The sequence below is a fragment of the Ruegeria sp. AP12 genome (assembly GCF_056540025.1).
Genome location: NZ_JBQFVZ010000001.1, coordinates 423891 through 450744, shown reverse-complemented (window position 1 = coordinate 450744; position 26854 = coordinate 423891). Strand labels below are relative to the sequence as shown.

Below are 26854 nucleotides of genomic sequence, written 5' to 3'. Positions count from 1 at the left end.
CTTGAACCGGTGGCCCGAGTGATGCAGATAAAATGCAGCGACCCTGAATTCCAAGTTGTTTGAGAGGGAGGCCAACAGATGCCCATCAAAGTCGGACAGGACACCGCCAAAACGCGCCGCAGCCTGAGCGTGAATGGCAAAACCATCTCGTACTACTCAATCCCCGCAGCGCAAGAGGCCGGGCTGGGTGATTTTTCCAGGCTTCCCGCCGCGCTGAAAGTCGTGTTGGAAAACATGCTGCGGTTCGAGGATGACGGCTTTTCCGTCTCGGTCGAGGACATCAAGGCCTTCGGCGAATGGGGCGCGAATGGCGGCAAGAACCCGCGTGAGATCGCCTACCGCCCTGCCCGCGTGCTGATGCAGGATTTCACCGGCGTTCCGGCGGTGGTCGATCTGGCAGCGATGCGCGATGGTATCAAGGGGCTGGGCGGCGATGCGCAAAAGATCAACCCGCTGAACCCGGTCGATCTGGTCATCGACCACTCGGTCATGATTGACGAGTTCGGCAACCCCCGCGCCTTCCAGATGAATGTGGATCGCGAATATGAGCGCAATATGGAACGCTATCAGTTCCTGAAATGGGGTCAGAACGCGTTTAACAATTTCCGCGTCGTGCCTCCCGGCACCGGCATCTGTCATCAGGTGAACCTGGAATATCTGGCCCAGACCGTCTGGACCGATGCCGACCAGAACGGGGATGAGGTCGCCTATCCCGACACGCTGGTCGGCACCGACAGCCATACCACCATGGTCAACGGCATGGCCGTTCTGGGCTGGGGCGTTGGCGGGATCGAGGCCGAGGCCGCGATGCTGGGTCAGCCGATCTCGATGCTGATCCCCGAGGTTGTGGGCTTTGAGCTGACCGGCGCGATGGTCGAAGGCACCACCGGCACCGATCTGGTGCTGAAGGTCGTGGAAATGCTGCGCGAGAAAGGCGTCGTGGGCAAATTCGTCGAATTCTACGGCAGCGGTCTGGATCGCCTGCCGCTGGCCGACCGTGCCACCATCGCCAATATGGCACCGGAATACGGCGCGACCTGTGGCTTCTTCCCCATCGACGGCGAAACCCTGCGCTACATGCGCAATACGGGCCGCGACGAGGACCGGATCGCGCTGGTCGAAGCCTATGCCAAGGAAAACGGATTCTGGCGCGGGGCGGACTATGCGCCGATCTATACCGACACCCTGTCACTGGACATGGGCACTATTGTCCCGGCGATTTCCGGCCCGAAACGGCCGCAGGATTATGTCGCGCTGACCGACGCCAAGGCCGCCTTTGCACACGAGATGGCCGAGACCTTCAAGCGCCCCATGGGCAAAGAGGTCCCCGTCAAAGGCGAAGACTACACGATGGAATCGGGCAAGGTCGTGATCGCCTCGATCACTTCCTGCACCAACACGTCGAACCCTTATGTGATGATCGGCGCAGGTCTGGTGGCGCGAAAAGCCGCCGCGCTGGGTTTGAACCGCAAGCCGTGGGTCAAGACCTCGCTGGCACCGGGATCGCAGGTTGTGTCCGCCTATCTTGAGGCCGCTGGCCTGCAGGATGATCTGGACAAGATCGGCTTTAACCTTGTTGGCTATGGCTGTACCACCTGTATCGGCAACTCGGGTCCGATCCAGAAAGAACTGTCCGAAGCAATTGCCGAGGGCGATCTGGTCGCCACCTCGGTTCTGTCGGGCAACCGCAACTTCGAAGGTCGTATCAGCCCGGACGTGCGCGCCAACTATCTGGCCTCGCCGCCGCTGGTCGTGGTTTACGCGCTGGCGGGCACACTGGATATCGACCTGACCTCGGAGCCGATCGGTCAGGACAAGGATGGCAATGACGTCTTCATGAAAGATATCTGGCCCAGCCAAAGCGAAATCGCCGAGCTGGTCGAGGCAACCGTGACCCGCGAGGCGTTCCAGACCAAATATGCGGACGTGTTCAAGGGCGACGAGAAATGGCAAAGCGTCGAGGTTCCGCAACAGGAAACCTATGACTGGCCACCGAGCTCGACCTACATCCAGAACCCGCCCTATTTTCAGGGCATGGGCCCCGAGCCGGGCACGATCTCGAACATTGAAGGTGCCAAGGTTCTGCTGATCCTGGGCGACATGATCACCACCGACCACATCTCGCCCGCCGGATCGTTTGCGACGACCACACCGGCTGGCAAATACCTGACCGACCGCCAGGTTCAGCCGCGCGAGTTCAACTCATACGGGTCCCGCCGTGGCAACCACGAGGTCATGATGCGCGGCACCTTCGCCAATATCCGCGTCAAGAATGAGATGCTGGACGGCGTCGAGGGCGGCTACACCGTCGGGCCGGATGGCGCGCAGACCTCGATCTATGATGCATCGATGGCCTATCAGGAACAGGGCGTCCCGCTGGTTGTGTTCGGCGGCGAGCAATATGGCGCGGGCTCGTCCCGTGACTGGGCCGCGAAGGGCACCGCGTTGCTGGGCGTCAAGGCGGTGATCGCCGAGAGCTTTGAGCGTATCCACCGCTCGAACCTTGTGGGCATGGGTGTGATCCCGCTGGAATTCACAGGCGGCGACACGCGCAAGTCGCTGGGTCTGAAGGGGGATGAAACCGTCTCGATCCACGGATTGGACACAGTCGAGCCGCTGCAAGAGGTGCCCTGCACTATCGTTTATGGGTATGGATCCGAGAAGACCATCACTCTGAAATGCCGGATCGATACCGCGCCCGAGATTGAATATATCGAAAACGGCGGCGTGCTGCAGTATGTGCTGCGGAATCTGGCAAAGGCGGGGTAAAGCTGCGCCTTTGGACTTGATCAGAAAGGACGCCTTCGGGCGTCCTTTTTTTTTGCGAGGCTCTGCCTCGCGCTCCGAGGTATTTTTGAACAGAAGAAGTTGAATTGGCGCAAGAGACCGGGTTTGCTGCGCCGGGGAGGTCGCGATGAACAAGGTGGCATTGATAACCGGAGGCGCGCGCGGCATTGGGCGCGCGATTGTCGAGGAGTTGAGCCGCGACCATCACATCGCATTCACGTGGTTTTCGACCGAGCCGACGCATACGCTTTTGAGTGACGGGACTCTGTCCATTCGATCCGACCTGACTGAGGATGGGCAGCCGGAGGCCGTGATTCAGCAGATCATCGACAAGTTTGGCCGGCTGGACGTGATCGTAAACAACGCGGGGGCGGTGAAATCGACCCCAAAAGAGGTGTTCAATCGCGACGACCACCGCGCCATTCTGGATTTGAACCTGCTTGTGCCCGCAGCCTTGTTGACTGCCGCGTTGCCGCATCTGAAACCGGGTGCGGCGATTGTCAGCATATCTTCGATGAACGCCGTTTTGCCGCCGAAAGACGCGGTAACCTATGGGGCAAGCAAGGCTGCACTGAACCTATGGACCCGCGGCATGGCGAAAGAGCTTGGGCCCGAAGGTATCCGGGTGAACGCAGTCGCACCGGGGGCCATCAACATCCCCGAGGCCCCGCGGCCCGATGATCTGACAGCCCTGTTTGTAAAAGACACAGCCATTGGGCGCGTCGGACGACCGCAAGACATTGCAAAGGCCGTTCGGTTCCTCGCATCGGATGACGCTGCATTCATCACCGGTGAGACCTTGGCGGTTACCGGGGGCTACAGGCTTTAGGCAAAGGGGTTATCCGCCCGCCGCCTTTTCCAAAGCAGGGCGGATTGTGCTTTCTATCACGCGCTGAGTGATCGGCCCGGCAAAGCGCAGAATTACCGTACCCTCGCCGTCAATCACATAGGTTTCCGGCACGCCGTATAGGCCCCAATCCAGCGCCATGCGTCCCTGCTCGTCGCGGCCGATGGCTTCGTATGGATCACCCAACTCGACCAGGAATCCCTCGGCGTTGTCCAACTTGTCCTTGTAGTTGATGCCGTAGACCGGGATGCCTTCGTCCGACAGCGCCTCGAGGTTCGGGTGCTCGGCCCGGCATGGAGCGCACCAGCTGGCCCAATAGTTGACCAGCTTGACCTCACCATCCCTCAGGGTCGTGTCGTCGAACAGGGCCTTGCCGGGAAACTCGGTCAGTACGACCGGGGGCGCAGGCTGCCCCTCTCGCGCAGAGGGCAGCGCGTTTGGATCCTCGCGGAACATGCCGATCCCTGCCAGAACCGCGAAAGCCCCGAAAATCAGGGGCGGCGCGAGCATCAGGGGCGAGATTTTAGCCATTCCGGGTTACCCTTTGTTCGATCTTTTCCATCTCGGCCCGCACCTTGCGTCCGCGCAGGATACTTAAGACAACCAGCGCGACCAGCAGTGCAATCGAGGCTGCATAAGACGACAGGACCGCGTCCGCGTATTTTCCAAGATCAGGGATCATCCGCCCACCCTTTCCCGTGCAAGCAACGCCTTGATCCGCCGCGCCCGGATTTCCGTGCCGGTGCGATACAGCACCAGCGCGATGAACAGCAGCACAAAGCCGATGATGCACGCCAGCAGCGGATAGAAGAAGATATTGCTGACCTTCTCTTCGGTATCGGTGCCGGTGACGGCACCCGCCCGCATGACGGACGCGCCCTGATGCAGGCCTTGATTCCAGAAGTTCACTGCATAGCGGCTGAGGATCGCAAAGACCGACCCCACCAGACACAGGACCGAGGTCAGGTCGGCAGCGGTATCGGGGTCTTCAATCGCCTCCCACAAGGCGACGTAGCCGAGGTAGAACAGGAACAAGATCAGGAACGATGTCAGGCGCGGATCCCAGGCCCACCACGTGCCCCACATCGGCTGGCCCCAGATCGCCCCGGTTGCCAGCGCGATCAGTGTCATGACGATGCCGATCGGGGCGGCGGCCCGCGCGGCCAGTGCACTGACATGGTGGCGACGCACCAGCCAGACCAGCGAGGTCACCAGCATCATCAGCCAGCAATTGATCGCCATCAGCGCCGACGGGACGTGCAGGTAGATGATCTTGACGGTCGATCCCTGCTTGTAATCGTCCGGCGTGAAGAAAAAGCCCCAGACCAGCCCGACCACGATAAACACTGCCGAAGTGATCCAGAAAAACGGCAGGACACGTTCACTGGTGGCAAGGAACTTGCGCGGGTTGGCATATTCCCAGAGGGAGTTGGCTTTGGCTGCGATTGTCATGGCCGTTATTTAGTCTGAATCGGAGGTTTTCTCAATTGACCTCGGTCAAAGATGTGGCGCTTCACCGCAGATTGATCCGCAGCACCGCTGCGCTGGCAAAGGGCAGCAGGGCGATGGTTGCAGCGGTGATCCCGGCCAGCATGAGAAGCGGTGTCTGTGTCTCCATCCCGATGGCGCCACGGCGGGCGACCTCAGCGCCGAAAATCAGTGTCGGGACGTAAAGCGGCAGGACCAGCAAGGACAACAGCAACCCGCCCCGTTTCAGGCCGACGGTGAGCGCTGCGCCGAAGGTGCCAATGACGCTCATGGCCGGGGTGCCCAGCAACAGCGAGATCACCAGCCAGAAAAAGCCCGGAACCGGCAGGTTCAACAGTACACCCAGGAAGGGTGCAGCAAGGACCAGCGGCAGGCCGGTGGTGATCCAATGGGCCAGCGCCTTGATCGAGACAACCGCTTCAAGCGGTAGCGGTGCGGTCGCCAGCAAGTCCAGCGAGCCGTCCTCCCAATCCAGCGCCAACAGGCGGTCGAGCGACAGCAGGCAGGCCAGAAGCGCACCGAGCCACAGGACACCCGGCGCGATCGTGGACAGCAGCGACGATTGCGGGCCGACCGCAAAGGGCACCAGAACCGTCACAATCAGGAAGAAGGCCAGCCCCAGACCGAAGCCGCCGCCCGCCCGGAAGGCCAGTTTCAGATCACGCAGCAACAGGGCGATCACAGGAAACCTCCGTCAAAGTCGTCGATGGGGGCGGGTTTGGCTTTGTTGGGGCCTACGTCCAGGACCTCGCCATCAAGGCCCAGATCGATATGGGTGGCGATCAGGGCCGAGCCACCCTGCCCCAGATGCGCGCGCACAGCATCTGCGAACATCTGCACGGCGTTTTTGTCCAGCGAAACGGTTGGTTCGTCCAGCATCCAGATCGGTCGCCCCGTGACCAGCATCCGCGCCAGCCCCAATCGCCGCTTTTGTCCGGCGGACAGGTTGCCAGCGTGACGGTCCGAAAGCTCATTCAGCGCAAAGGCGTCCAGGGCGGGCTGGATCTGCTGCGTCCCAAAAACCGAGGCCCAGAAGCTGAGGTTTTCAGTCACTGTCAACGTTGGTTTCAACCCGTCGGAATGCGAGGCGTAAGCGATCTGATCTTCGGCACCGTCTATCTGACCGGCCAATGGGGGCTGCAACCCGGCCAGCGTACGCAAAAGGGTTGTCTTGCCGATCCCGTTCGGCCCGCGCAGGATCAGGGCCTGACCGGGATGGAGCGTGAAGCTCAGCCCCTCCAGCACTGGAATGCCGCCTCGGGTGATGGTCAGATCGGTTACGGTTAACGTCATGTGACCCGCTTATCCGATTGGGGACGCAGGCAAAAGGCGGGATTTGCCGCAGGGTGGCGATGTCGGCGCATATTGGTGATTGCGGGAGCGAGAGGCCAGCCTCGCCGCCATTGGCGCTCGAACCAATGGCGCACTAATGGCGGCTCTCCGGGATATTTTTGGCCAGATGAAGGGGGATCCGGTTACACGGGGATCAGGGCCAGCGCGATGCGGCGACCTTCTGACAGCAGGACGTTATAGGTGCGGCAAGCGGCTGGGGAGTTCATGATCTCGATCCCGATACCCGCATTTTCCAAGGCATTGCGCACATCTGTGGGGATATGTGTCAGTTCGGCTCCGGTGCCGATCAACAGTACGTCTATTGCGCCCGAAAGGTTCAGCAGAGGTTCAGAGTCGGAATACCCCTCCCACGATTGGGTTCCGGTTGCACCAGTCAGGACGCCTCCGTTATGGACCTGCCCTCCGATACGAAAAAAGCCCGGTCCGTAGCCGTCGATGGGTTGGGCGTTGGTATAGGTGATCTCATTCAATCGCATGGGTGGTATTTATCCCCAAAGTGGCAGGCCGGACAAGGCTGCCAGCGCGATCGCCAGATAGGCGGCAGCACGGTAGAGGTGTTCGCGGTCGGGTCGGAACAACCAGGCCCCCAGCAAGTTGCCCATCAGGTTTGGCACGGCCAGCGCAAACCCCAGTCCCGCTGCGGCCAGCGTTACCTGCCCCATGCCAGTGAGATAGCCCAGCAGCAGGAAGTCAAAGGCAAACAGGAATAGCAGGATGGTTGCGCGGATTACTTCCACAGGCAGCGGGCGCGACATGTAGAACAGGATAACGGCTGGTCCGGGCAAACCGGCGACTCCGCCCAAAAACCCCGCCGCCCCGCCGATGCCCGTGACCATCGCGCGGCTGATCTGCCCGTGATAGCGCAGGCCCAGGATCAGGATGGCGAGCATGATCAGGGCAAGGCCGCTGACCGCGTAGCGAAACACTTCGGGATCGACTTGCGTTAGCACCCATAGACCGACCGGCAGAATCGCGGCGCAACCGATCACCAAACGTGCCAGATCGCCTTTGTTCACCGCGCCCCAAGCCCGGCGCAGGTTCGGCAAGGGGCCGAAGATATCCATGATGGTCAGACCGATCAGAGCGCCGAATGGGCCCAGATAAGGCGTGGCGATGGGCAGGAATACCAAAGCGGTTCCGAATCCCGAAAAGCCGCGCACGACCCCGCCCAGAAACGCTGCAAAAAAGATAACGGCCAGACCCTGCGGGGACTGGCCGAAAACCTCAGGCATCTATGTTGGCAAACTGGTTGCCGGCGGTGTTGGATGGCTTGGACCAGTCACGCTTGACCCCCAGCCACAACAGGATGGTCGAGGCCACAAAGACCGACGAATAGGTCCCCACGATCACGCCCCAGATCATCGCAAACACAAACCCCCGGATCACGTCGCCGCCCAAAACATAAAGCGAAATCAGCGCCAGCAGGGTTGTGACCGAGGTCATCACCGTCCGGCTGAGCGTTTCGTTGATCGAGATGTTCAGAACTTCCTTGAGGTCTTTCTTCTTGTACTTGCGAAGGTTCTCCCTCACCCGGTCGAACACAACCACGGTGTCGTTCAGCGAGTAGCCAACGATGGTCAGAAGTGCTGCGATGATGGCCAGATCGAAGCGGATTTGCAGTTCCGAGAAGATGCCGATGGTCAGGATTACGTCATGGACCAACGCGGCCACTGCGCCCAACGCGAACTGCCATTCGAACCGCAGCCAGATATAGACAAGCACCGCGCCGATGGCCAAGGCCACGGCGATGACCGCCGTCTGGATCAGTTCGCCGGACACTTTCGGGCCGACAGATTCAACCGAGACAAATTGGATGTCGGGGATCACAGTTTGCAATGCGCTTTCTACCGCTGTGATGGTCGAAGCTTCAACCGCTTCGGCATCGGCCTGCGCCTGAATGCGGATCATGGCGACGTTTTCGTCCGGCCCGAATGTCGGGTCAAAAATCTCGGTTATCGTGACATCGCCTAATTCCAGCGGCGCGATGGCGTCGCGGTAGGTGCCCACGTCAATCGGCTGAGCGCTTTCGGTGCGGATCGTGGTGCCGCCCCGGAAATCGATGCCGAAATTCAGACCTTGCAACAGGAATGAAACAAAGGCGATCACCATCATCAGGCCCGAAATGCCCAGCCAGACTTTCCACCGGCTGAAGAAATCGAACGAGGTTTCCTGGGGTACGAGTTTCAGTCTCATGTCAAACCTCGATCATTTTCGGACGGCGGCGTTCGAACCACATGACCACCATCAGGCGCGTCACGAAGATCGCAGTGAAGACCGAGGTGATGATACCCAGCCCAAGCGTAATAGCGAAGCCGCGCACCGGACCGCTGCCCATGGCAAACAGGATGGTCGCAGTGATGAATGTGGTGACGTTGGCGTCCAGGATGGCCGACAGCGCCTTTTCATAGCCAAGCTCGATGGCGCGGGCCGGACCTTTGGCGGATTTCAGTTCCTCGCGAATCCGTTCAAAGATCAGCACATTGGCGTCCACCGCCATACCCACGGTCAACACGATCCCGGCGATGCCCGGCAGGGTCAGAGTGGCCCCGATCAGGGACAGCAAGCCGAACAGCAGACCGACGTTGATGATCAGAGCGATGTTAGCAAAGATACCGAACAGCCCGTAGCTGAGCGCCATGAAGACCAACACTGCGGCGAAGGCCACGATTGTGGCGACTTTACCGGCGTCGATGCTGTCTTGGCCCAGCTCGGGGCCAATTGTGCGTTCTTCCAGAAAGATCAGCTCGGCCGGCAAGGCCCCTGCCCGCAGCAGGATGGCCAGATTGGTGCTTTCCTCGACCGAGAAGTTGCCGGTGATGATCCCCGACCCGCCCGGAATGTGGCTTTGGATGACAGGGGCCGAGATCACCTCGTCATCCAACACGATGGCAAAGGGCGCGCCGATATTGTCGCGCGTGTAATCACCGAATTTGCGCGCACCGGATGTGTTGAAACGGAAGCTGACCGCCGGACGGCCGTTCTGATCGAAGGATGGCTGCGCGTCCACCAGTTCCTCACCCGTCACGACCGGGGCGGATTCGATGATGTAGTAAACACCGCTTTCGTCGATTGAGGGCACGACTTCCTGACCAATACCAGCAACCGCATCAGGGTCGGTGCCGCGATTGACCACAGGGTTGAAGGTCAGCTGCGCCGTCGTTCCGATGATGTCTTTCAACTCTCCGGCGCTGCCGATCCCCGGCACCTGGATCAGGATACGATCCGCGCCCTGGCGCTGAATGGTGGGTTCGCGAGTTCCGACTTCGTCAATCCGGCGGCGAACAATCTCAAGCGACTGGCGCACGGTGCGGTCGTCAGAGGCCAGTTTTTCAGCCTCGGACAGTTGCACGACTATCGTGTCACCGTCGGCGAAGGCTTCGATGTCGGTCGCGCCAACCCCGGTCAGGGTTTGCACCTGACGGGCAAGACCGCGCACAACCTCCAGCGCGCGGGGCATCCCCTCGGGCTGGCTGATGCGGACGCGAATCTGATCGGGGGCCGAGTCCTGACGGCGGATGGTTCCAACTGTCGCCCGCTCGTCCCGCAGGGCGTCGCGGATTTCCGGCCACATGCCCTCCATCCGGGATTCGTAGACATCTTCGACCTTAACCTCGGCCAGCAGATGGGCACCGCCGCGCAGATCAAGGCCCAGATTGACCAAGGACGATGGCAGCCAGTTGGGCCATTGTTCGGCTTGCGCCTGATTTTCGGGGGTGTTTGCGCCCAGCTCAATCGCGGCTTTGGCGTCGTTGGATTGTTCGACCCGCGTGTAAAACGCATTCGGCAGGGCAAGGATCAGGCCGGTCACACAGACCAGCCAGATCAGAACCCGCTTCCAGGTATCAATTTGCAGCATTACCCTGCCTTTTCAAGGAATTGTCAGGCGAAGTTACTTCGCAGGTTCGGTCTTGTTCAGAACCTGGGCGATGGTCGATTTGACCACGCGCACCTTCACACCTTCGGCGATCTCGACCTCGATCTCGTTCTCGCCTTCCTTGACCTTGGACACTTTGCCAATCAGGCCACCCTGCGTGACGACCTGATCGCCCCGGCGCACGGCCTCGACCATGGCCTGATGTTCCTTCATCTTCTTTTGCTGCGGACGGATCAGCAGGAAATACATGATCGCGAAGATCAGGATCAGCGGGAGAAACTGGGCGATTGCGCCACCTTCCATGGGATATTCCTTTTGCTTTGTGTTGCGGCACCGTTCCGCAAATTTGGCGGGAACCTATGCGCTGATATGTCTGTTTGCAAGCAAAGGCGGCGGTGTGACCCACCTGAACGCGACCCTGTCACCGCAAGAACAGTCAAAGCGTTGCAGATATGTCCTAGGAACATGGCCCAAACCGGGTATAGTCCGGGGTAAGGGGGACATATGGCACGGCAATTCAAGCCCTTCCTTTTGTTACGTTATTTCCTGGCCGCTTTGGCGGTGATCCTGTGGTTTGACGGTCCTGTCCGGGCACAGGACGCACCTGCGGAAGCGACCGCGCCTGAAACGGCTGAATCAGAGGCCTTTATGGCCCCAGTCATCGTGGACGGGGACATCCTGTTTCAGGTTCGCGGCTCAAGCGCCCTGCCCGCGCCCGAACGGGCCGAGGGTGTTCAGAACAAGATCATCGAAATCGCCGAAGCCTCGGACGCGACCGAGGTCGCAATCAGCTTTGAAGAAACCGACTTTGGCACCTGGATTCTGGCAGATGGTGAAAGGGTCTCAATCGTCACCGAAGCCGATGCCGAACTGGATCAGATGGAGTTGAGCGTTGTCAGCGTTCTGCACGGCAATGCGATCAAGCAATCCATCGAAGCCTACCGTTCGAACAGAACGGATCAGGCGCGCGTGTCGGGCGCGATCGAAGCTGCGGCCTGGACCTTGGGCTTTATTGTCTTTGTCGTCGCCATCCTGTGGCTGCATCGCAGGATCCGACGGCGCACCCTGAAATTCGTCAAACGCCACCTGAAGGACGTTGAAACCGCCACCGCCAAAAGCGTTCAGGCCGAGGCAATTGCTGCCCTGGTACGCTATGGGCTGAATTTTGTCCTGCTGGTGATCTTCTTTCTGGGCTTTTACTACTATCTGTCCTTCGTCCTGCTGGCCTTTGCTGAAACCCGATATTTCGCGCAGTTGCTTCTGACCTACCTGACGGAACCCGTCCTTCTGATCTTCAAAGGCATCCTCAGCTATATCCCGAATATGATCATGCTTGGCCTGATCACCTGGGTAACGATGTATATTATCAAGGGCATGCGGGTGTTCTTTGACGCGGTCGAAGCAGGCTCGTTCGAGTTGGCGGATTTCGAAAAGCACTGGATCAACCCAACCTTCAACATCGCGCGGGTCGTTGTGATCCTGATCGCGCTGGTCTTTGCTGTGCCCTATATCCCGGGCTCGGATTCCGCGGCGTTTCAGGGGCTGACCATTCTGGTGGGCGCGATGCTGTCGCTTGGCGCAAACTCGGTCGTGTCGAATATGCTGGCGGGGCTGTTTGTGATCTATCGCCGCTCGACCTCGATCGGGGATCGAATTCAGATCGGGGATCACATTGGTGACGTGGTGCAGATCAAGCTGATGGAGACACATCTGAAATCCATCAAGAATGAGCTGATCTCGATCCCCAACGCGCAGCTGATGAATTCGGATGTGGTGAATTTCTCGAAGAAAACCGACGGCAGCGGTCTGTTGCTGCACACCACTGTCGGCATCGGGTACGAGGAACCGCCCGAAAAGGTCGAGGCGATGCTGATCGAAGCCGCCCATCGCACCAAGGGGATCAAGGCCAAGCCTGAACCCTTTGTATTGTGGACCGCGCTGGCCGATTACGCGATCAATTATCAGATCAATGGGTACACCACACGCGGCAGTATTATCCCCAAAATCCGGTCAGACCTGCACCGCAACATCGTGGCTGTGTTTAACGAGAACAATGTGCAGATCATGACCCCGTCCTACATGGCCGACCCGCCCGAGCCGAAGATCCCAGCCGGGGATTGGGATGGTCATCTGGCGCATCACGAAGAGACGCCAGACAGTTAAGCGCAATTTGGTTAACCAGCGCTACACCCTTCCAGCCATATGGTGCATAAGCAGCTTTAGTGATTCACGCATTAAGGATCTGAGACATGCACGACATCCGCGCCATTCGCGAAAACCCCGCCGCCTTCGACGCCGCTCTTGCGCGCCGTGGGGACGCGCCGGTGTCGTCAGACCTGCTGCGCCTGGACGAAAGCCGCCGCGCCAAAATTCTGGCCGCCGAGACGGCGCAGGCCGAACAGAACAAAGCCAGCAAAGAGGTCGGTGCCGCCAAGGGGCGCGGAGATGAGGCGGAATTCGAACGCCTGCGCACTCTGGTCGCCGAAAAAAAGGCCGAGATTGCGCGGATGCAGACCGAAGCCAAGGATCTGGACGCGCTGCTGACCGATCAACTGGCCCGCATCGCCAACCTGCCCGCCGAGGATGTACCCCAAGGCGCGGACGAGAATGACAATGTCGAGGTCAACCGCTGGGGCACGCCGCGTGCGTTCGATTTCGCTCCGAAAGAGCATTTCGACATTCCCGCCGTCGCCGCCGCAATGGATTTCGAGACCGCCGCCAAGACCAGCGGCAGCCGGTTTGTGAACCTGTCAAAAGGCGTCGCGCGTATCCACCGCGCCTTGGCCCAGTTCATGCTGGACACCCATATCGACAAGAACGGTCTGACCGAGATGCAGACCCCCGTTCTGGTCCGGGATGAGGCGATGTATGGCACCGACAAACTGCCGAAATTCGGCGATGACAGCTATCAGACCACCAATGGCTGGTGGCTGATCCCGACCTCTGAGGTCACACTGACCTATTCGGTATCCGGGGAGATTCTGGACGAGGCCGCCCTGCCCATCCGCATGACCGCCCACACCGTCTGCTTCCGGTCCGAAGCTGGCAGCGCCGGTAAGGACACCGCCGGGATGCTGCGGCAGCACCAGTTTGAAAAGGTCGAGATGGTCTCGATCACTCATCCCGATAGATCGGACGAGGAACAAAAACGGATGCTGCGCTGCGCCGAGGACCTGTTGGAACAGTTGGGCATCCCCTACCGCACCGTTGTCCTGTGCACCGGTGATATGGGCTTCGGCGCGCGCCGCACCTTTGACATCGAGGCATGGCTGCCCGGTCAGCATACCTATCGCGAGATCAGCTCGGTCTCGACCACCGGCGATTTTCAGGCGCGTCGCATGAATGCCCGTTTCCGCCCCGAAGCGGGTGGCAAACCGGAATATGTCCACAGCCTGAACGGCTCGGGGCTGGCCGTGGGGCGCTGCCTGATCGCCGTGCTGGAGAACGGGCAGAACGCAGATGGCACTGTGACCCTGCCCGAGGTTCTGGCCCCCTATCTGGGCGGCAAACGGACCCTGCAAACAGACGGCACACTGGCATAAGAAAACCGGCGCTTCGACAAGCGCCGGTCTTTCCAAAAGGGCGAGGAACGCTTACTTCTTCGCCTTTTTCTTATCCTTCTTTTTATCTTTCTTTTTGCTGTCCTTCTTGGCAGCGTCTTTTTTCTTGTCGTCCTTCTTGGACTTCTTGTCCTTCTTCGACTTGGCTTTCACCTTGTCCTTGGCTTTCGAGAACGCGGCCTCCATCTCGGCACGTTTCTTGGCGGCCTTTTCAGCCTTTGCTTTTGCCTTGGCCTTCTTCTTCGCCTTCGCCTCGGCGGCTTCGGCGGCAGCCTTTTCAGCCGCAGCTTTCTTCGCGGCCTCTTCCGCGCGTTTTTCGGCGGCTGCAGCGGCGACTGTCTTGCGGGCCGCGGGGCGTCGCGCCGCAGGTTTGCGCGGCGTCGCGCGACGTGCCGCTGGCGCGCGCTTGGCGGCAGGCTTGGCGGCGGCGGGTTTCGCAGCGACGGCCTCTTTCGCGGCAGCAATCAGCACAGCGGCCCGTGCCAGACCTATTCTGGGGACCTTGACCAGATCTTCGGGCTTGGCTTTCGCCACGGCCTCGGCTGTCTTGAAACCGTTCGCGGACAAGGCTGTGGCAAGCGCTTCTCCCACGCCCTTAACATCGGTCAATGCGGTCATTATGGGTCCTTTCTCTGTCTCCCTGCATATCCGTATATACACAGGATATACAATCCTTCAAGTCGTGATGCTGTCCCGCCGCGTTCTCACCTGCCGTGAGCCAGCTTGGCGTCCTGCCGCTGCTTGGGAAACGGCACCAAACGTTTGGCGTCTTCGTCCCATAGCTTAAGGGTCAGCGCGGCCACAGCCTCGGGGAATTTGATCCGACGCGGGGTAAATTCTGGCGGCAGGTTGTAGTGACACGCCCGCAGCCGGTAGGACGGGATGCGCGCGTTGAAATGGTGGATGTCGTGCAAAGTGATGCAGGCAACCGCATTGTCGAACCACCACCCGAAATCCAGCGCCGATGACCCTTGCAAGGCCGCCAGCTGAGGGTCCAGATCAGGCCGACGATCCCAGTATGTATCCTCGAAATTATGCTGCAGGTAGACAAGAAATACGCCCAGCATCCCCCCGAGCAGAGAGAATACCAGCCAGACCAGAATGCCCGTTGTGCCCGCAATCAACCACAGAAGCCCCAGGAATACGACGATGGAAAGGTTGTGCAGCACAACGCCCTTCACTCCGAACCGAACGGTGTTCTTGGGCCAGCGGTAGCGGATGAAATAAGTAAACAACGCCCCAACCGGCACGAGGATGAACGGGTTGCGATAAAGTCTGTAGAACAGGCGCTTTTTCCAATCCGCCTCATTCCATTCCCGCAAGGTCATCGTATGGATCTCGCCGGTTTCGCGGTGCTCCAGATTGCCAATTCCGGCGTGGTGCAGGTTGTGGTTCTGCTTCATCACCTCGAACGGAGCGAAGGTGAAAGGCGACAGGCCGTGCCCGGCCCATTCGTTCTGTTGCCGTGTCTCAAACAGCGAATGATGCCCGCAATCATGTTGCAGCACGTAAAGACGCACTGCCGAAAAGGCAAAAACAATCCCCGCCGGGACCATGATGTACCAGCGATCCACGTATGTGATCGCCAGCGCCAGCGATGCGAAATACACCGCGAAGGTCCCAAAATAGCTCAACGCTGCCAGTTTGTTGTCCTGAACCGCGTATTGTCTTGTGTATTCCCTAAGATCCATCCAGCCCGCTCCCCACGATGGCCCGACAAAAATTAACCCAAAAATATGTGCGGAGTGTCCGCGTACAAGCAGCGCACACGAAACAAATGCACGCAACTGAATGCTAGCGCGGGGAAAAGGCGCTGTCACGCCCCGAGGCTAAAAACGCTGAAAATTGGCGCAGTTACGCCTTACCCTTGAGATGTTTGGCCAAAGCACCCGCATTTTTCTTGCGTCGCCCCTTGTAGGGGTTCTTGTCGCCCTGCCCCCTCAGGGTCAGGCGGATCGGTGTGCCGGGCATGTCAAAATCTTCGCGCAGACCGTTGACCAGATAGCGGGTGTAGCTGGCGGGCATCTTGTCGGGATGCGAGCACATGACCACAAAACCCGGCGGGCGGGTCTTGGCCTGAGTCATGTAGCGCAGCTTGATCCGGCGGCCCTGTGGGGCTGGCGGCGGGTGCTGTTCCAGCATTGCGGTCAGCCAGCGGTTCAGCGCAGCGGTCGGCACGCGCCGGTTCCAGATGTCGTGGGCGCGCAGGATTGCGGCGCGCAGACGCTCGAGCCCCCGGCCCGTCTTAGCAGAGACGGTGATCAAAGGCGCGCCGCGCAGTTGCGGCAGCAGGCGTTCGAAGGACTCTTTCAGCTCGCGCAGTTTTTCCTGCTTGTCCTCTTCGATGTCCCATTTGTTGACAGCGACAACCACGGCGCGGCCTTCGCGTTCGGCCAGATCGGCGATGCGCAGGTCCTGTTGTTCAAACGGAATCGCAGCATCCAATAGAACCACGACAACCTCGGCAAATTTCACGGCGCGCAGCCCGTCAGAGACCGAGAGCTTTTCCAGCTTCTCTTGCACCTTGGCCTTTTTGCGCATGCCCGCGGTGTCGAAGATCCGCATCGGGGTGCTGTCCCCATCAGGGTCGGCCCAGTCGATGCGCAGGCTGATGGCATCGCGGGTAATCCCGGCCTCGGGGCCGGTCAGCAGGCGGTCTTCGCCGATGATCTTGTTGATCAGCGTGGATTTACCGGCATTCGGACGTCCAACCACCGCAACCTGCAGCGGCTTGGCGGCGGTGATCAGAGGCGTTTCACCTTCGCCATCCTCATCCAGCTCGATATCGGTTTCGGGGGTATCGTCCTCGGCCTTGTCCTCAGCCGCGTCCGCCAGCGGCATCAGTTGCGCGTAGAGGTCCGTCATCCCTTCGCCATGCTCACCCGACAGGCGTACGGGTTCGCCGAGGCCCAGATTATAGGCCTCAAGCACACCGGCATCCGCCGCGGACCCTTCGGCCTTGTTGGCCGCCAGAATCACGTGTTTCGAACGTTTGCGCAGAATCTCGGCAAACATCTCATCCGTTGGGGTCAGACCGGTCCGCGCGTCGATCATGAACAGGCAGACATCGGCCATGTCCACCGCACGCTCGGTCAGGCGGCGCATCCGGCCCTGCAGGCTGTCATCGGTTGCATCCTCAAGCCCCGCCGTGTCGATCACGGTAAAACGCAGATCGCCCAGCCGCCCTTCGCCCTCGCGCAGGTCGCGCGTCACGCCGGGCTGGTCGTCGACCAAGGCCAGACGTTTGCCCACAAGGCGGTTGAACAGGGTGGATTTGCCCACATTCGGGCGCCCCACGATGGCGAGGGTCAGCGACATGTTCTCAACTTTCAAGACTCAAGAAGCGCCCTTTAGCGCATCTGAACGTCAACGGAAAGCGTGTAGATCGCCCTTGGTCGAAACGACATACAGCGTCTGCCCCGCCACAACTGGTGAGGTGGTGGCCCCGCCCGGAACCTCGACCTGGTAAATCTGCGAACCGTCAACCGGATTGAAGAAGCGCACATAGCCATCGTTTGAGGACACGACAAGACGTCCACCCGCCAGAATCGGGCCGTAATGGGCCACAATCGGTCCGCGCCGTCCGGGACGGTCTTTGACAAAGCCCGGCAGGTCCTGTGCCCAGATGATCGAGCCATCAGCAGCGTTCAGGCGCACCAACTGGCTTCGGTCGCTGATCAGGAAGATGCTGTTGCCCGCAGGCCAGACCGTATCCACCGCGCCTTCATCGGCGGTCCAGCGACGTTCGCCCGAACCCGCGTCGAATGCGACGGTGCGCCCGGAATGGTTGCCAATATAGATCGTGTCGCCCGCCACCATCGGCCCGCCAGTCACGTCGATGATCTGCGCGGCGGCCCGTCCCCGGCGCCCACCGGCAACCGACGCGTTCCAGCGGCGGATACCGCCCCGCCGGAAGGTGGCGGCAATATCACCGGAACCAAAGGCAAAAACCGCAAGGTCCGAGGCCAGAACCGGGGCCGGAGCGCCCAGAACGTTGCCGACGCTCGGCGTGCCTTCGATCTGCCAGGCAATCCGGCCGTCTTTGGTGTCGATGGTCCAGCCGGTTTCGTCCCCTGCGACCAGATACAGCAGCCCGTTCGCAACCAGCGGCGATCCGCTGCCTGTGGCGTTCAGGCGTTTCTGCCACCGGATCGCTCCGGTTCGTGCATCCATCGCGGTCAGGCGGCCAAAGCCAGAGGAGACGTACAGAACACCGTCGGCATGGGCCATGCCGCCGCCGGTCGCGTCCACATCACCGTCATTTCTGGGGATCAGGTTGGTCTCCCACACAACCTGCCCTTGCGGCGAAACCGCTGTCACGGTCGCGACCGCGTCCAGAGTGTAAATCAACCCTCCGGCCACGACAGGTTCGGCGGTGATGCGCTGTTTGCGCGAGTCGCCCTTGCCGATCGGCGCCGACCAGATCCGCTGCGGCGTACCGCGTAGGGCCGCGTTGGTGGTGCGGAAAGCCGGGGTTCCGGCACTCTGCGACCAACTGGAGTTAGCCGTTTGCGCTGGCAGGCTGATCGGCTGAGACCCGCGCGTTTCCACAACCTCGGTGTCCGAGGCAGGCCGGATGTCTTCGCGAGCGCCGGGCAGAATGGACTCGGGCTCTTCACAGGCGGCCAGAGCGGTAAGGGCAATTGCCGCAACCGGCAATCCCATACGGGAAAATAGTCGTGTTACCATGTCAATCCGAACTCGCCTGTCCTTTATTATACCGCCAGCTTAGCCCTGTTGTGCCACCAACGGGTCCGGCTCGCCCCCCAGGGCGACAATCAACTGCGCAGCGCGTTGCTGCAAATCTACACCCACCTCGGCATCCTGCCGCAAGGCCTGCAATCGGGTCAGCGCCGCGTCAACCTCACCCTCGGAAATATCGATCAGGGCCAGTTGCTCTTCGGCCAGCAGGCGCAGCGGTGCGCCCGGCGCGGCCAGAGCCTCGAACTGCAGGCGGCGATCTGCGGCAGGCAACGTATCCGCTTGCAGTAACAGTGCCTTGAAACTTGCAATCGCCCGGTAAATTTCCGGCAAATCGCCCTGAACGGCAATTGCGTTCAGGCTGGCAACAGCGTCCTGTTCGGATCCGGCATCCAATTGCGCGGCGGACAACAGCATGCTCAGAACGGCATCACCGCCCGGCGATTGTGGCTGAACTGCCTGCAATTCGGTCGCCCGCGCAGCAGAATCGTTTTCCTCAAGCGCAGCAAGGATTTCGTCGCCCAGTTTTTGCGCCTGAGCCGTATCGCGGGACTTGCGAACCTCGTTGAAAGCGGCCCCGCCGACGACCAGTATGACGGCAACAACACCGACCCAGCCCCATCGGCGCAACAGCAGATACATGCGGTCACGGCGTACCTCTTCTGTGACCTCATCAATGAAACTGTCGGTGTCGCTCATCCCTGCCCCCGGGCTGTGTCTTCTGCTTTCGTGCGCCATGTCATACCCCGGCACCACGGCCAAGCCAAGGCCCGGATTGTGCACAATACCGTAGCGGCAGTCCGCTCTTGCGCAAAAAAGTGAACCGAACTATTCAGTTTAGCGTAGAAAATATACATGTCCGCCCCCATTTTCAGACATGTATGTCAGGTCCGCCTGACGTGAAATTCTGGGAGAAGTACCTTATGCGGTTGATTTCGTTCATCAACGCCCTTTTGGTCATTGTTGCACTGTATTTTCTTGTGTTCGAGCGTGACGCGCTGTTTGCGTTTGCCGGACGGGGTGACGCCGAGGACTCTTCCACAACCGAGGGCGAAGCAACCCAGGTTGCAGCCGCAGATGAAGCAATTATTCGCGTCGTCGCGCTGCGTTCGGAAGCGCGCGAAATCGACAGCGCCGTGCTGCTGCGTGGACAAACCAAAGCCAACCGGCAGGTTGAGGTTCTGGCCGAAACAACCTCGACCGTTGTCTCGGAACCCAAACGCCGGGGTACGTTTGTAGAGACCGGCGATCTGCTGTGCGAACTTGATCCGGGCACGCGCCCTGCCAGCCTGGCGGAAGCCATGGCCGGAAAACTGGAAGCCGAAAGCCGCATTCCCGAGGCCGAAGCGCGGCTGGAAGAAGCGCACGCGCTTGTAGCCGAGGCGCAGATCAATCTTACTGCCGCCCAGAAACTGTCAGAAACCGGGTTCGGGTCCGAGACCCGGCGCATTTCCAGCGAAGCCGCGATGAGCACTGCCGAAGCCGGCATCAAGTCCGCCGAAGCCGGGCTGGAAGCCACCCGCGCCGGGATCGAAGCTGCCACAGCCGAGGTCGAAGCCGCACGGCGTGAGATCAACCGCTTGACCATCGAAGCCCCGTTTCAGGGCCTGCTGGAAAGCGACACGGCAGAGCTTGGCAGCCTGATGCAGCCCGGTTCGCTATGCGCCACGGTCATCCAGCTTGACCCCATCAAGCTGGTCGGCTTTGTGCCGGAGACCGAGGTCAACCGCGTGCAGGTCGGTGCCGAAGCCTCGGCGCAACTGGTTACCGGGCGGCAGGTTGAAGGGCGCGTGACATTCCTAAGCCGGTCGGCGGATGAAACCACCCGTACCTTCGAGGTTGAGATCACCGTACCGAACCCCGATCTGACCATCCGCGACGGCCAGACCGCAACGATCCGCATTGCAGCCGAAGGGGCCAAGGCACATTTGCTGCCGCAATCGGCGTTGACACTGAACAATGAAGGCCAGTTGGGCGTGCGCACCATTGGCGCGGGCGATGCGGTCGATTTCATGCCGGTCCGCGTATTGCGAGATACCGCCGATGGCGTCTGGATTGGCGGATTGCCGGAAAAAACTGATATAATCGTTGTCGGACAAGAATTCGTGACCCGGGGCGTCACCGTCGCCCCGACCTATCAGGAAGCGTCACAATGACAGGTATTGTTGCTTGGGCCGCTGATCGGGCCCGAATGGTTCTGGCCTTTATCGCCATCTCGCTGGTCATCGGCGGGTTTGCCTATGTCAGCTTGCCAAAAGAAGGCGAGCCGGATATCGAAATCCCGGCGTTGTTTGTGTCGGTCCAGTTTCCGGGCATCTCGGCAGAGGATTCCGAAAACCTGCTTGTCAAACCGATGGAGACCGAGCTTGCGGATCTTGACGGTCTGAAAGAGATGACGGCAACCGCCGCCGAAAGCTATGCCGGTGTGGCGCTCGAATTCGACTTTGGCTGGGACAAGACGGCCATCATGGCCGATGTGCGCGACGCCATGAACAGCGCGCAGGCCGAGTTCCCGGAAGGGGCCGAGCAATATTCGCTGCACGAGATTAACTTTTCCGAATTCCCCATCGTCATCGTCAACCTGACCGGGGCCGTGCCCGAACGCACAATGGCCCGCGTAGCCAAGGACTTGCAGGATGAGCTTGAGGCGCTGGATTCGGTGCTGGAGGCCGGTATTGCGGGCAACCGGGACGAATTGCTTGAGGTCGTCATCGACCCCCTTCGCCTGGAAGCCTACAACGTCACCGCAGCAGAACTGATCAATGTCGTGCAAAACAACAACCAGCTGATCGCAGCGGGTGAGGTTGAAACGGCGCAAGGCACATTCTCGGTCAAGATCCCCTCGTCCTTCAAAACCGCGCAGGATGTCTATGGGCTGCCGGTCAAGGTCAACGGCGACCGGGTGATCACGCTGGGTGAACTGGCCGAGATCAATTACACCTTCGAAGACCGCGAAGGCACAGCCCGTTTCGACAATGTGCCGACCGTCGCGCTGCAGGTGGTCAAGCGGAAAGGGTTCAACCTGATCGACACGGTCGAACAGGTCAAAGCAACCGTTGCCGAAGCGCAAAGCAAATGGCCGCCAGAACTGCAAGCCGCCGTGGATGTCGGCACGTCGAACGACCAAAGCCGCATCGTGGGATCGATGGTCAGCCAGTTGGAAGGCTCGGTCCTGACAGCGATTGCGCTGGTGATGATCGTTGTTCTGGCCTCGCTGGGGTCGCGCGCCGCGTTGCTGGTGGGTTTTGCCATTCCCACCTCGTTCCTTCTGTGTTTCGCGTTCCTGGCGGTTATGGGCGTCAGTATTTCGAACATTGTGATGTTTGGTCTGATCCTGGCGGTTGGTATGTTGGTGGATGGTGCGATTGTGGTGGTCGAATATGCCGACAAGCGCATCAAGGAAGGCGTCGGCCCGATGCACGCCTATGTCGAGGCGGCGCAGCGGATGTTCTGGCCCATCGTCTCATCCACGGCAACAACGCTGTGTGCCTTTCTGCCGATGCTGTTCTGGCCGGGCGTACCGGGTGAGTTCATGGGGATGCTGCCCGTCACCCTGATCTTCGTTCTGTCCGCCTCGCTGATCGTTGCGCTGATCTATCTGCCGGTCATGGGCGGCGTGTCGGGACGCCTCAGCCGTGTCTTTGACCGCTGCTCGAATTGGCTGCGGGCCCGCACGCCGTGGTGGCTGCGTGCGTTGCTGGTGGCCCCTTCGTTCTACCTTGTGTTCCTGGGTGCAATGCAGGTGTTGAACCCGAACTACCTTGTGCCCGGTGGTGGCTCCTTCATCGGCGCTGTCATGATGATCTTTGGCGCGTTCGCCGGATCGGTCACGCTGGGTGCGGCCAAGATCGAACGCAAGCCGGACACCAAGGTTCATACCGCGAAAGAGCACACGCCATTCGGCTATTTCATCAAGTTCCTCGTCGGCAACCCGATCATGCCGATTGTGTCCATCGCCGCCGTCGGGTTTGCAGTGATGACCGTGATGACGATCTTTGGCGAAAACAACCGCGGCGTTGAGTTCTTCGTCGAAAGCGAGCCCGAGCAGGCCACCGCCTTCGTAAGGGCGCGGGGCAACCTGTCGCTGGCGGAAAAAGACGCCATGGTTCTGGCCGCCGAACAGGTAATCGCGGCCCATCCTGCGGTAATCAACGTCTTTTCCTTCGCCGGTGAAGGCGGGTTGGACCAGAACAACGGCGGTGCACAGGACCCGGCGGATACCGTCGGGCGCGTTCAGTTCGAGATCATCCCATGGGAAGACCGCCCGAACATCTCGGAACCCATTCTGGGTGGGTTGTTTGATCGCCACTTTGTCGCCCCTGAATATGACGGCGACTATGTGCTGGACGAGCTGAATACCCAACTGGCCGAACTGCCCGGCTTCGTGGTCGAGATTCTGCCGCTGGAACAAGGGCCGGCCTCGGCCAAGCCCGTGCATCTGCGGATCAAGGGTGATGGTTGGGACAGTCTGACAAGCGCCACTCTGGCCGCGCGTGAGGCGTTCGATACCATGCCCGGCCTGATCAAGATCGAAGACACTCTGCCCCTGCCCGGCATCGACTGGCAGATCGACGTGGATGTCGCCAAGGCGGGTCGTTTCGGGGCCGACGTGGCAACTGTTGGCGCCATGGTGCAACTGGTCACGCGCGGTATCCTGCTGGGTGAGATGCGCCCCGACTCCACGGATGAAGAGATCGAGATCCGCGTCCGCCTGCCCGAGGAAGACCGCGTATTGTCGACCCTGGACACGCTGAAAGTCCGCACGCCTGACGGGCTGGTGCCGCTGTCCAACTTCGTGTCGCGTCAACCCGTGGCCAAACTGGCCGAGATCAACCGCATCGATCAGGAGCGTTACTATGACGTCAAGGCCGATGTCGAACCCGGTCTGAGCAAGGTGGTGACCGATGGACCCGATGGCACCGACAAACGTCTGGCCGTTCTGCGCGCGCTTGAGGATGGTGCCGCGCCTTCACCCTCGACCCTGACAACGCCGGACGGCAAGCAGTTCGACCTTGTTCAACTGACCGGTGCAGGCAGCGTTGAAGAGCTGCGCGGCGTGATCGACGCAGGTGACGCCCGCATCAGCCTGATCAACCCAAACGAACGTATCGCCGTTCTGACCGAGTGGCTGCAAACCGACCCGTTCGATCCCGCAATCAGCTGGGAATGGACCGGCGATCAGGAAGAACAGGCCGAAAGCCAGGCCTTCCTGTCCAGCGCGTTTCTGGCCGCTTTGGGACTGATGTTCGTGATCCTGCTGGCGCAGTTCAACAGCTTCTACAACTCGGTTCTGGTGCTGCTGGCGGTGGTGTTGTCCACGACTGGCGTCCTGATCGGGATGCTGGTGATGGAGCAGCCCTTCTCGATCATCATGACCGGCACCGGGATCGTGGCGCTGGCAGGCATCGTGGTGAACAACAACATCGTTCTGATCGACACCTATCAGGAATACAGCCGCTATATGCCCCGGATCGATGCCATCGTGCGCACGGCCGAGGCGCGTATCCGTCCGGTTCTGCTGACCACGCTGACCACAATGGCCGGTCTGACACCGATGATGTTTGGCCTGTCGCTGGATTTCGTAAACGGGGGCTACACGATCGACAGCCCCACCGCGCTGTGGTGGAAGCAACTGGCGACCGCCGTGGTGTTTGGTCTGGGTATCGCGACCGTGCTGACCCTGATTGTGACGCCATCCTTCCTGGCTCTGCGCGTCTGGGTGACGACCTATGCGGTTTGGCTGGGCAAGCTTCTGGCACGGGTGTCCGCAGGCCGTTCCAGCAGGATCGCTCAGGACATGGCAATTGGCCGAACCGCCCGCGCCATGCAATCGACCGAGATTGTGTGGGACGATCAGCCTCTGCCAAATCGGGTCGAACCCGAGGATCGCCCCGACACCCCGCCCGGCGCACCGTTGAAAGCCGCCGAGTAAAACAAAAGGGCGAACCGCTATGGTTCGCCCTCTTCAATAATCCGGCTCCCGGTCCCGATTATTCGGTGAACGTGTATTCACCCAGATCACACAAATCCAAGCCGAAATCTTCGTAGGTACCGCCGTCATCGAAGACGCCGCGAATGTCATAAACGCAGGTGCTCAGGCCGTCGGCGATCAGAACCTCGACCTCGTAACCCGATGCCAGATACCCGTCGACTAACAGGTCTTCTTCCCATTCATCGGACGAGCTTGTTGAAACGTTGAATTCAACCAGATCCGAGCTGGTCTCGTTAACCAGCAGGAAGTTAAGATCTTCGGCTTTGGCCGCTGTGCTCGACACCAAAAGCGCAGCGGTCAGCGCCGCCGTAAACTTATTCATAGATATTTCCTTTGTTGAACCTCGCCGCAGCATTTCGCTGCGCCAGCCCTGAATTTCACCCCATGGGAGAAAGGTCAATTCAAAGCTCAACCGATTTGATCGAAAGCCTCAGGCGGCCTGACTGTCGGATTGCTGTCGGCTCCACAGTTGCGCATAGCGCCCCTCGCGGGCCAGCAATTCGTCATGGGTGCCCTGCTCGATGATCTCACCGGCCTCGAGCACGACGATGCGGTCGGCCTCGGCAATCGTGCTCAACCGATGGGCGATGGTGATCACAGTGCGCCCTTCACCCGCGCGGGCCAGCGCATCCTTGATGTCCTGCTCGGTATCCGTATCAAGGGCCGAGGTCGCCTCATCCAGCAACAGGATCGGCGGGTTCTTCAGCAGCGTGCGGGCGATCCCAACGCGCTGCTTTTCACCGCCGGACAGTTTCAGCCCCCGCTCGCCCACTTTGGTGTCATAGCCTTCGGGCAAGGAGGCAATGAAGTCGTGAATCTGTGCCGCCCGCGCGACCGCTTCGACATCTTCCTGCGTCGCGCCATCCCGGCCATAGGCGATGTTGTAGCGGATGGTGTCGTTGAACAGAACCGTGTCCTGCGGCACAACGCCGATAGAGCCATGCAAGCTGGCTTGGGTCACGTCCCGCACATCCTGCCCGTCGATTTTCAGAGCCCCTCCGGTGACGTCATAGAAACGGAACAGCAGGCGTCCGATGGTGGATTTCCCGGACCCGGTCGCCCCAACGATGGCCACCGTCTTCCCTGCCGGAACGGTCAGAGACACGCCTTTCAGGATTTCACGATCCGGGTCATAGCCAAAGCGTACATCCTGCAACGTCACCTCACCGCCATTGACGTTCAGCTTGGGCGCATTGGGCTTGTCTTTGACCTCGGCGGGTTGTTCCAACAAGTCGAACATCTGGCCCATGTCCACCAGAGACTGCCGGATTTCGCGATAGACGGTGCCGAGGAAATTCAGCGGCACGGTAATCTGGATCATGTAGGCGTTCACCATCACGAAATCGCCTACGGTCAGCGACCCGTTTTGCACCCCGACGGCCGCCAGAACCATAACCCCGATCAGACCACAGGTGATCAGGAAAGACTGCCCGAAATTCAGGAAGGCCAGAGAATAGGCTGTTTTCAACGCAGCCCCGGCATAGGCCTTCATCGAAACGTCGTAGCGTTCGGTCTCGCGCGTTTCCGCGTTGAAATATTTGACGGTTTCAAAGTTCAGAAGGCTGTCGATGGCGCGTTGGTTGGCTTCGGTGTCCTGATCATTCATCTCGCGCCGCAGCTTTACGCGCCATTCGGTGACGACGAAAGTAAAGCAGATATAAAGCGCGATGGTGACCGCCACGACCACCAGATACCAAATGTCGAACAGCCACATCAGGATGACGGCGATCAAGAGCAGTTCCAGGATCAGGGGCCCGATCGAGAACAGCAGGAACCGCAGAAGAAAATCGACGCCTTTGACCCCACGCTCGATGATGCGGCTCAGGCCGCCGGTGCGGCGGGTGACGTGGTAGCGCATCGATAACTGGTGGATATGCCCGAAGGTCTCAAGCGCAAGGGCACGCAGGGCGCGTTGACCCACCGGGGCAAAGGACGCATCGCGCAATTGCTGAAACCCAACTGTCATCATGCGCGCAACGCCATAAGCGACGGTCAACCCGACCGCGCCCAGCGCAACGGGCGGAACCCCTTCCCCCGCCAACGCATCAACGGCCCCTTTATACAGGATCGGTGTATAGACCGCGATCAGCTTGGCCAGCACCAGCATCGACATCGCAATGACGACCCGGCGCTTCACCCAGGGCTCATCATCCGGCCACAGGTAAGGCGTGACCTTGCGGATCGTGCGCCAGCCCGACTTTCGCTCGTCGATTTCGGCCAATTCCTCAGATGTCATTGGGACCGTCCGTCTC

At 60.2% G+C, this 26854-nt stretch carries 23 protein-coding genes; 6 read left to right on the top strand and 17 right to left on the bottom strand.

Going from position 1 to position 26854, the window contains the following annotated elements; translation table 11 throughout:
- Positions 1-78: 78 nt before the first annotated feature.
- Both acnA and ACR0E6_RS02250 read left to right on the top strand, forming a co-directional pair.
- Positions 79-2769 carry an aconitate hydratase AcnA gene (gene acnA / locus ACR0E6_RS02255; protein WP_480580653.1) on the top strand — a complete coding sequence of 897 codons (2691 nt, stop codon included), beginning with the start codon at positions 79-81 and terminating at the stop codon, positions 2767-2769.
- Between the two features lie 145 nt (positions 2770-2914).
- A complete protein-coding gene (locus ACR0E6_RS02250; protein ID WP_170449812.1) occupies positions 2915-3616 on the top strand; it encodes an SDR family oxidoreductase in 702 nt (233 codons plus the stop codon).
- A 9-nt stretch (positions 3617-3625) separates the two neighbouring features.
- Here the strand turns inward: ACR0E6_RS02250 and ACR0E6_RS02245 are convergent, their stop codons facing one another.
- The 10 genes from ACR0E6_RS02245 to yajC form a co-directional block, all read right to left on the bottom strand.
- Entirely contained in the window at positions 3626-4165 is a 540-nt protein-coding gene (locus ACR0E6_RS02245; RefSeq protein ID WP_480580651.1) for a DsbE family thiol:disulfide interchange protein, read from the bottom strand.
- Positions 4158-4316 carry a heme exporter protein CcmD gene (ccmD, locus tag ACR0E6_RS02240; RefSeq protein WP_480580649.1) on the bottom strand — a complete coding sequence of 53 codons (159 nt, stop codon included), beginning with the start codon at positions 4314-4316 and terminating at the stop codon, positions 4158-4160. The genes ACR0E6_RS02245 and ccmD overlap by 8 nt, the downstream gene beginning before the upstream one ends.
- Entirely contained in the window at positions 4313-5086 is a 774-nt protein-coding gene (locus ACR0E6_RS02235) for a heme ABC transporter permease (RefSeq protein ID WP_480580647.1), read from the bottom strand. The genes ccmD and ACR0E6_RS02235 overlap by 4 nt, the downstream gene beginning before the upstream one ends.
- Positions 5087-5147: 61 nt before the next feature.
- On the bottom strand, positions 5148-5804 hold the full coding sequence (gene ccmB / locus ACR0E6_RS02230; protein WP_170449804.1) for a heme exporter protein CcmB: 657 nt from the start codon (positions 5802-5804) through the stop codon (positions 5148-5150).
- Positions 5801-6415, bottom strand: coding sequence for a heme ABC exporter ATP-binding protein CcmA (gene ccmA, locus ACR0E6_RS02225; protein WP_170519489.1), 615 nt, complete (start codon positions 6413-6415; stop codon positions 5801-5803). Before ccmA ends, ccmB begins: the two co-directional genes overlap by 4 nt.
- 182 nt (positions 6416-6597) lie before the next feature.
- Complete coding sequence (locus tag ACR0E6_RS02220) at positions 6598-6951, bottom strand: Mth938-like domain-containing protein (RefSeq protein ID WP_480580645.1); 354 nt, start codon at positions 6949-6951, stop codon at positions 6598-6600.
- Positions 6952-6960: 9 nt separating this feature from the next.
- Positions 6961-7707, bottom strand: coding sequence for a TSUP family transporter (locus ACR0E6_RS02215; RefSeq protein WP_480580643.1), 747 nt, complete (start codon positions 7705-7707; stop codon positions 6961-6963).
- A complete protein-coding gene (secF, locus tag ACR0E6_RS02210; protein ID WP_170449797.1) occupies positions 7700-8668 on the bottom strand; it encodes a protein translocase subunit SecF in 969 nt (322 codons plus the stop codon). Before secF ends, ACR0E6_RS02215 begins: the two co-directional genes overlap by 8 nt.
- Position 8669: 1 nt before the next feature.
- Positions 8670-10331 (bottom strand): protein translocase subunit SecD, encoded by a 1662-nt coding sequence (secD, locus tag ACR0E6_RS02205; RefSeq protein ID WP_170519499.1) that lies wholly within the window; start codon positions 10329-10331, stop codon positions 8670-8672.
- A 33-nt stretch (positions 10332-10364) separates the two neighbouring features.
- Positions 10365-10652 carry a preprotein translocase subunit YajC gene (gene yajC / locus ACR0E6_RS02200; protein WP_170449793.1) on the bottom strand — a complete coding sequence of 96 codons (288 nt, stop codon included), beginning with the start codon at positions 10650-10652 and terminating at the stop codon, positions 10365-10367.
- A 201-nt stretch (positions 10653-10853) separates the two neighbouring features.
- Between yajC and ACR0E6_RS02195 the strand changes: the two genes are divergently transcribed.
- Positions 10854-12512 (top strand): mechanosensitive ion channel family protein, encoded by a 1659-nt coding sequence (locus ACR0E6_RS02195; RefSeq protein WP_480580640.1) that lies wholly within the window; start codon positions 10854-10856, stop codon positions 12510-12512.
- An 86-nt stretch (positions 12513-12598) separates the two neighbouring features.
- Positions 12599-13891, top strand: coding sequence for a serine--tRNA ligase (gene serS / locus ACR0E6_RS02190; protein WP_480580638.1), 1293 nt, complete (start codon positions 12599-12601; stop codon positions 13889-13891).
- Positions 13892-13942: 51 nt separating this feature from the next.
- On the opposite strand, the gene ACR0E6_RS02185 is transcribed toward serS, so the two are convergent.
- The 5 genes from ACR0E6_RS02185 to ACR0E6_RS02165 all read right to left on the bottom strand — a co-directional run bounded on the left by ACR0E6_RS02185 (position 13943) and on the right by ACR0E6_RS02165 (position 19309).
- On the bottom strand, positions 13943-14527 hold the full coding sequence (locus tag ACR0E6_RS02185) for a helix-hairpin-helix domain-containing protein (RefSeq protein WP_480580636.1): 585 nt from the start codon (positions 14525-14527) through the stop codon (positions 13943-13945).
- An 86-nt stretch (positions 14528-14613) separates the two neighbouring features.
- Positions 14614-15600, bottom strand: coding sequence for a fatty acid desaturase (locus ACR0E6_RS02180; protein WP_170449785.1), 987 nt, complete (start codon positions 15598-15600; stop codon positions 14614-14616).
- 163 nt (positions 15601-15763) lie between these two features.
- Positions 15764-17227: a ribosome biogenesis GTPase Der gene (der, locus tag ACR0E6_RS02175; RefSeq protein ID WP_480580634.1), complete on the bottom strand. Its 1464-nt coding sequence runs from the start codon at positions 17225-17227 to the stop codon at positions 15764-15766.
- 48 nt (positions 17228-17275) lie between these two features.
- Entirely contained in the window at positions 17276-18598 is a 1323-nt protein-coding gene (locus tag ACR0E6_RS02170; RefSeq protein ID WP_480580632.1) for a PQQ-binding-like beta-propeller repeat protein, read from the bottom strand.
- 39 nt (positions 18599-18637) lie between these two features.
- On the bottom strand, positions 18638-19309 hold the full coding sequence (locus ACR0E6_RS02165) for a hypothetical protein (protein ID WP_480580630.1): 672 nt from the start codon (positions 19307-19309) through the stop codon (positions 18638-18640).
- A gap of 224 nt (positions 19310-19533) precedes the next feature.
- Between ACR0E6_RS02165 and ACR0E6_RS02160 the strand changes: the two genes are divergently transcribed.
- Both ACR0E6_RS02160 and ACR0E6_RS02155 read left to right on the top strand, forming a co-directional pair.
- Entirely contained in the window at positions 19534-20766 is a 1233-nt protein-coding gene (locus ACR0E6_RS02160; protein WP_480580628.1) for an efflux RND transporter periplasmic adaptor subunit, read from the top strand.
- Positions 20763-24542, top strand: a complete 3780-nt coding sequence (locus tag ACR0E6_RS02155) for an efflux RND transporter permease subunit (protein WP_480580626.1) — start codon at positions 20763-20765, stop codon at positions 24540-24542. Before ACR0E6_RS02160 ends, ACR0E6_RS02155 begins: the two co-directional genes overlap by 4 nt.
- Positions 24543-24600: 58 nt before the next feature.
- Here the strand turns inward: ACR0E6_RS02155 and ACR0E6_RS02150 are convergent, their stop codons facing one another.
- Together ACR0E6_RS02150 and ACR0E6_RS02145 are read right to left on the bottom strand one after the other, a co-directional pair.
- The gene (locus ACR0E6_RS02150) at positions 24601-24924 is read right to left on the bottom strand and encodes a hypothetical protein (RefSeq protein WP_170519523.1); all 324 of its coding nucleotides are present in this window, start codon (positions 24922-24924) and stop codon (positions 24601-24603) included.
- A gap of 108 nt (positions 24925-25032) precedes the next feature.
- Positions 25033-26838, bottom strand: a complete 1806-nt coding sequence (locus ACR0E6_RS02145; protein ID WP_480580624.1) for an ABCB family ABC transporter ATP-binding protein/permease — start codon at positions 26836-26838, stop codon at positions 25033-25035.
- Between the last annotated feature and the right edge of the window lie 16 nt (positions 26839-26854).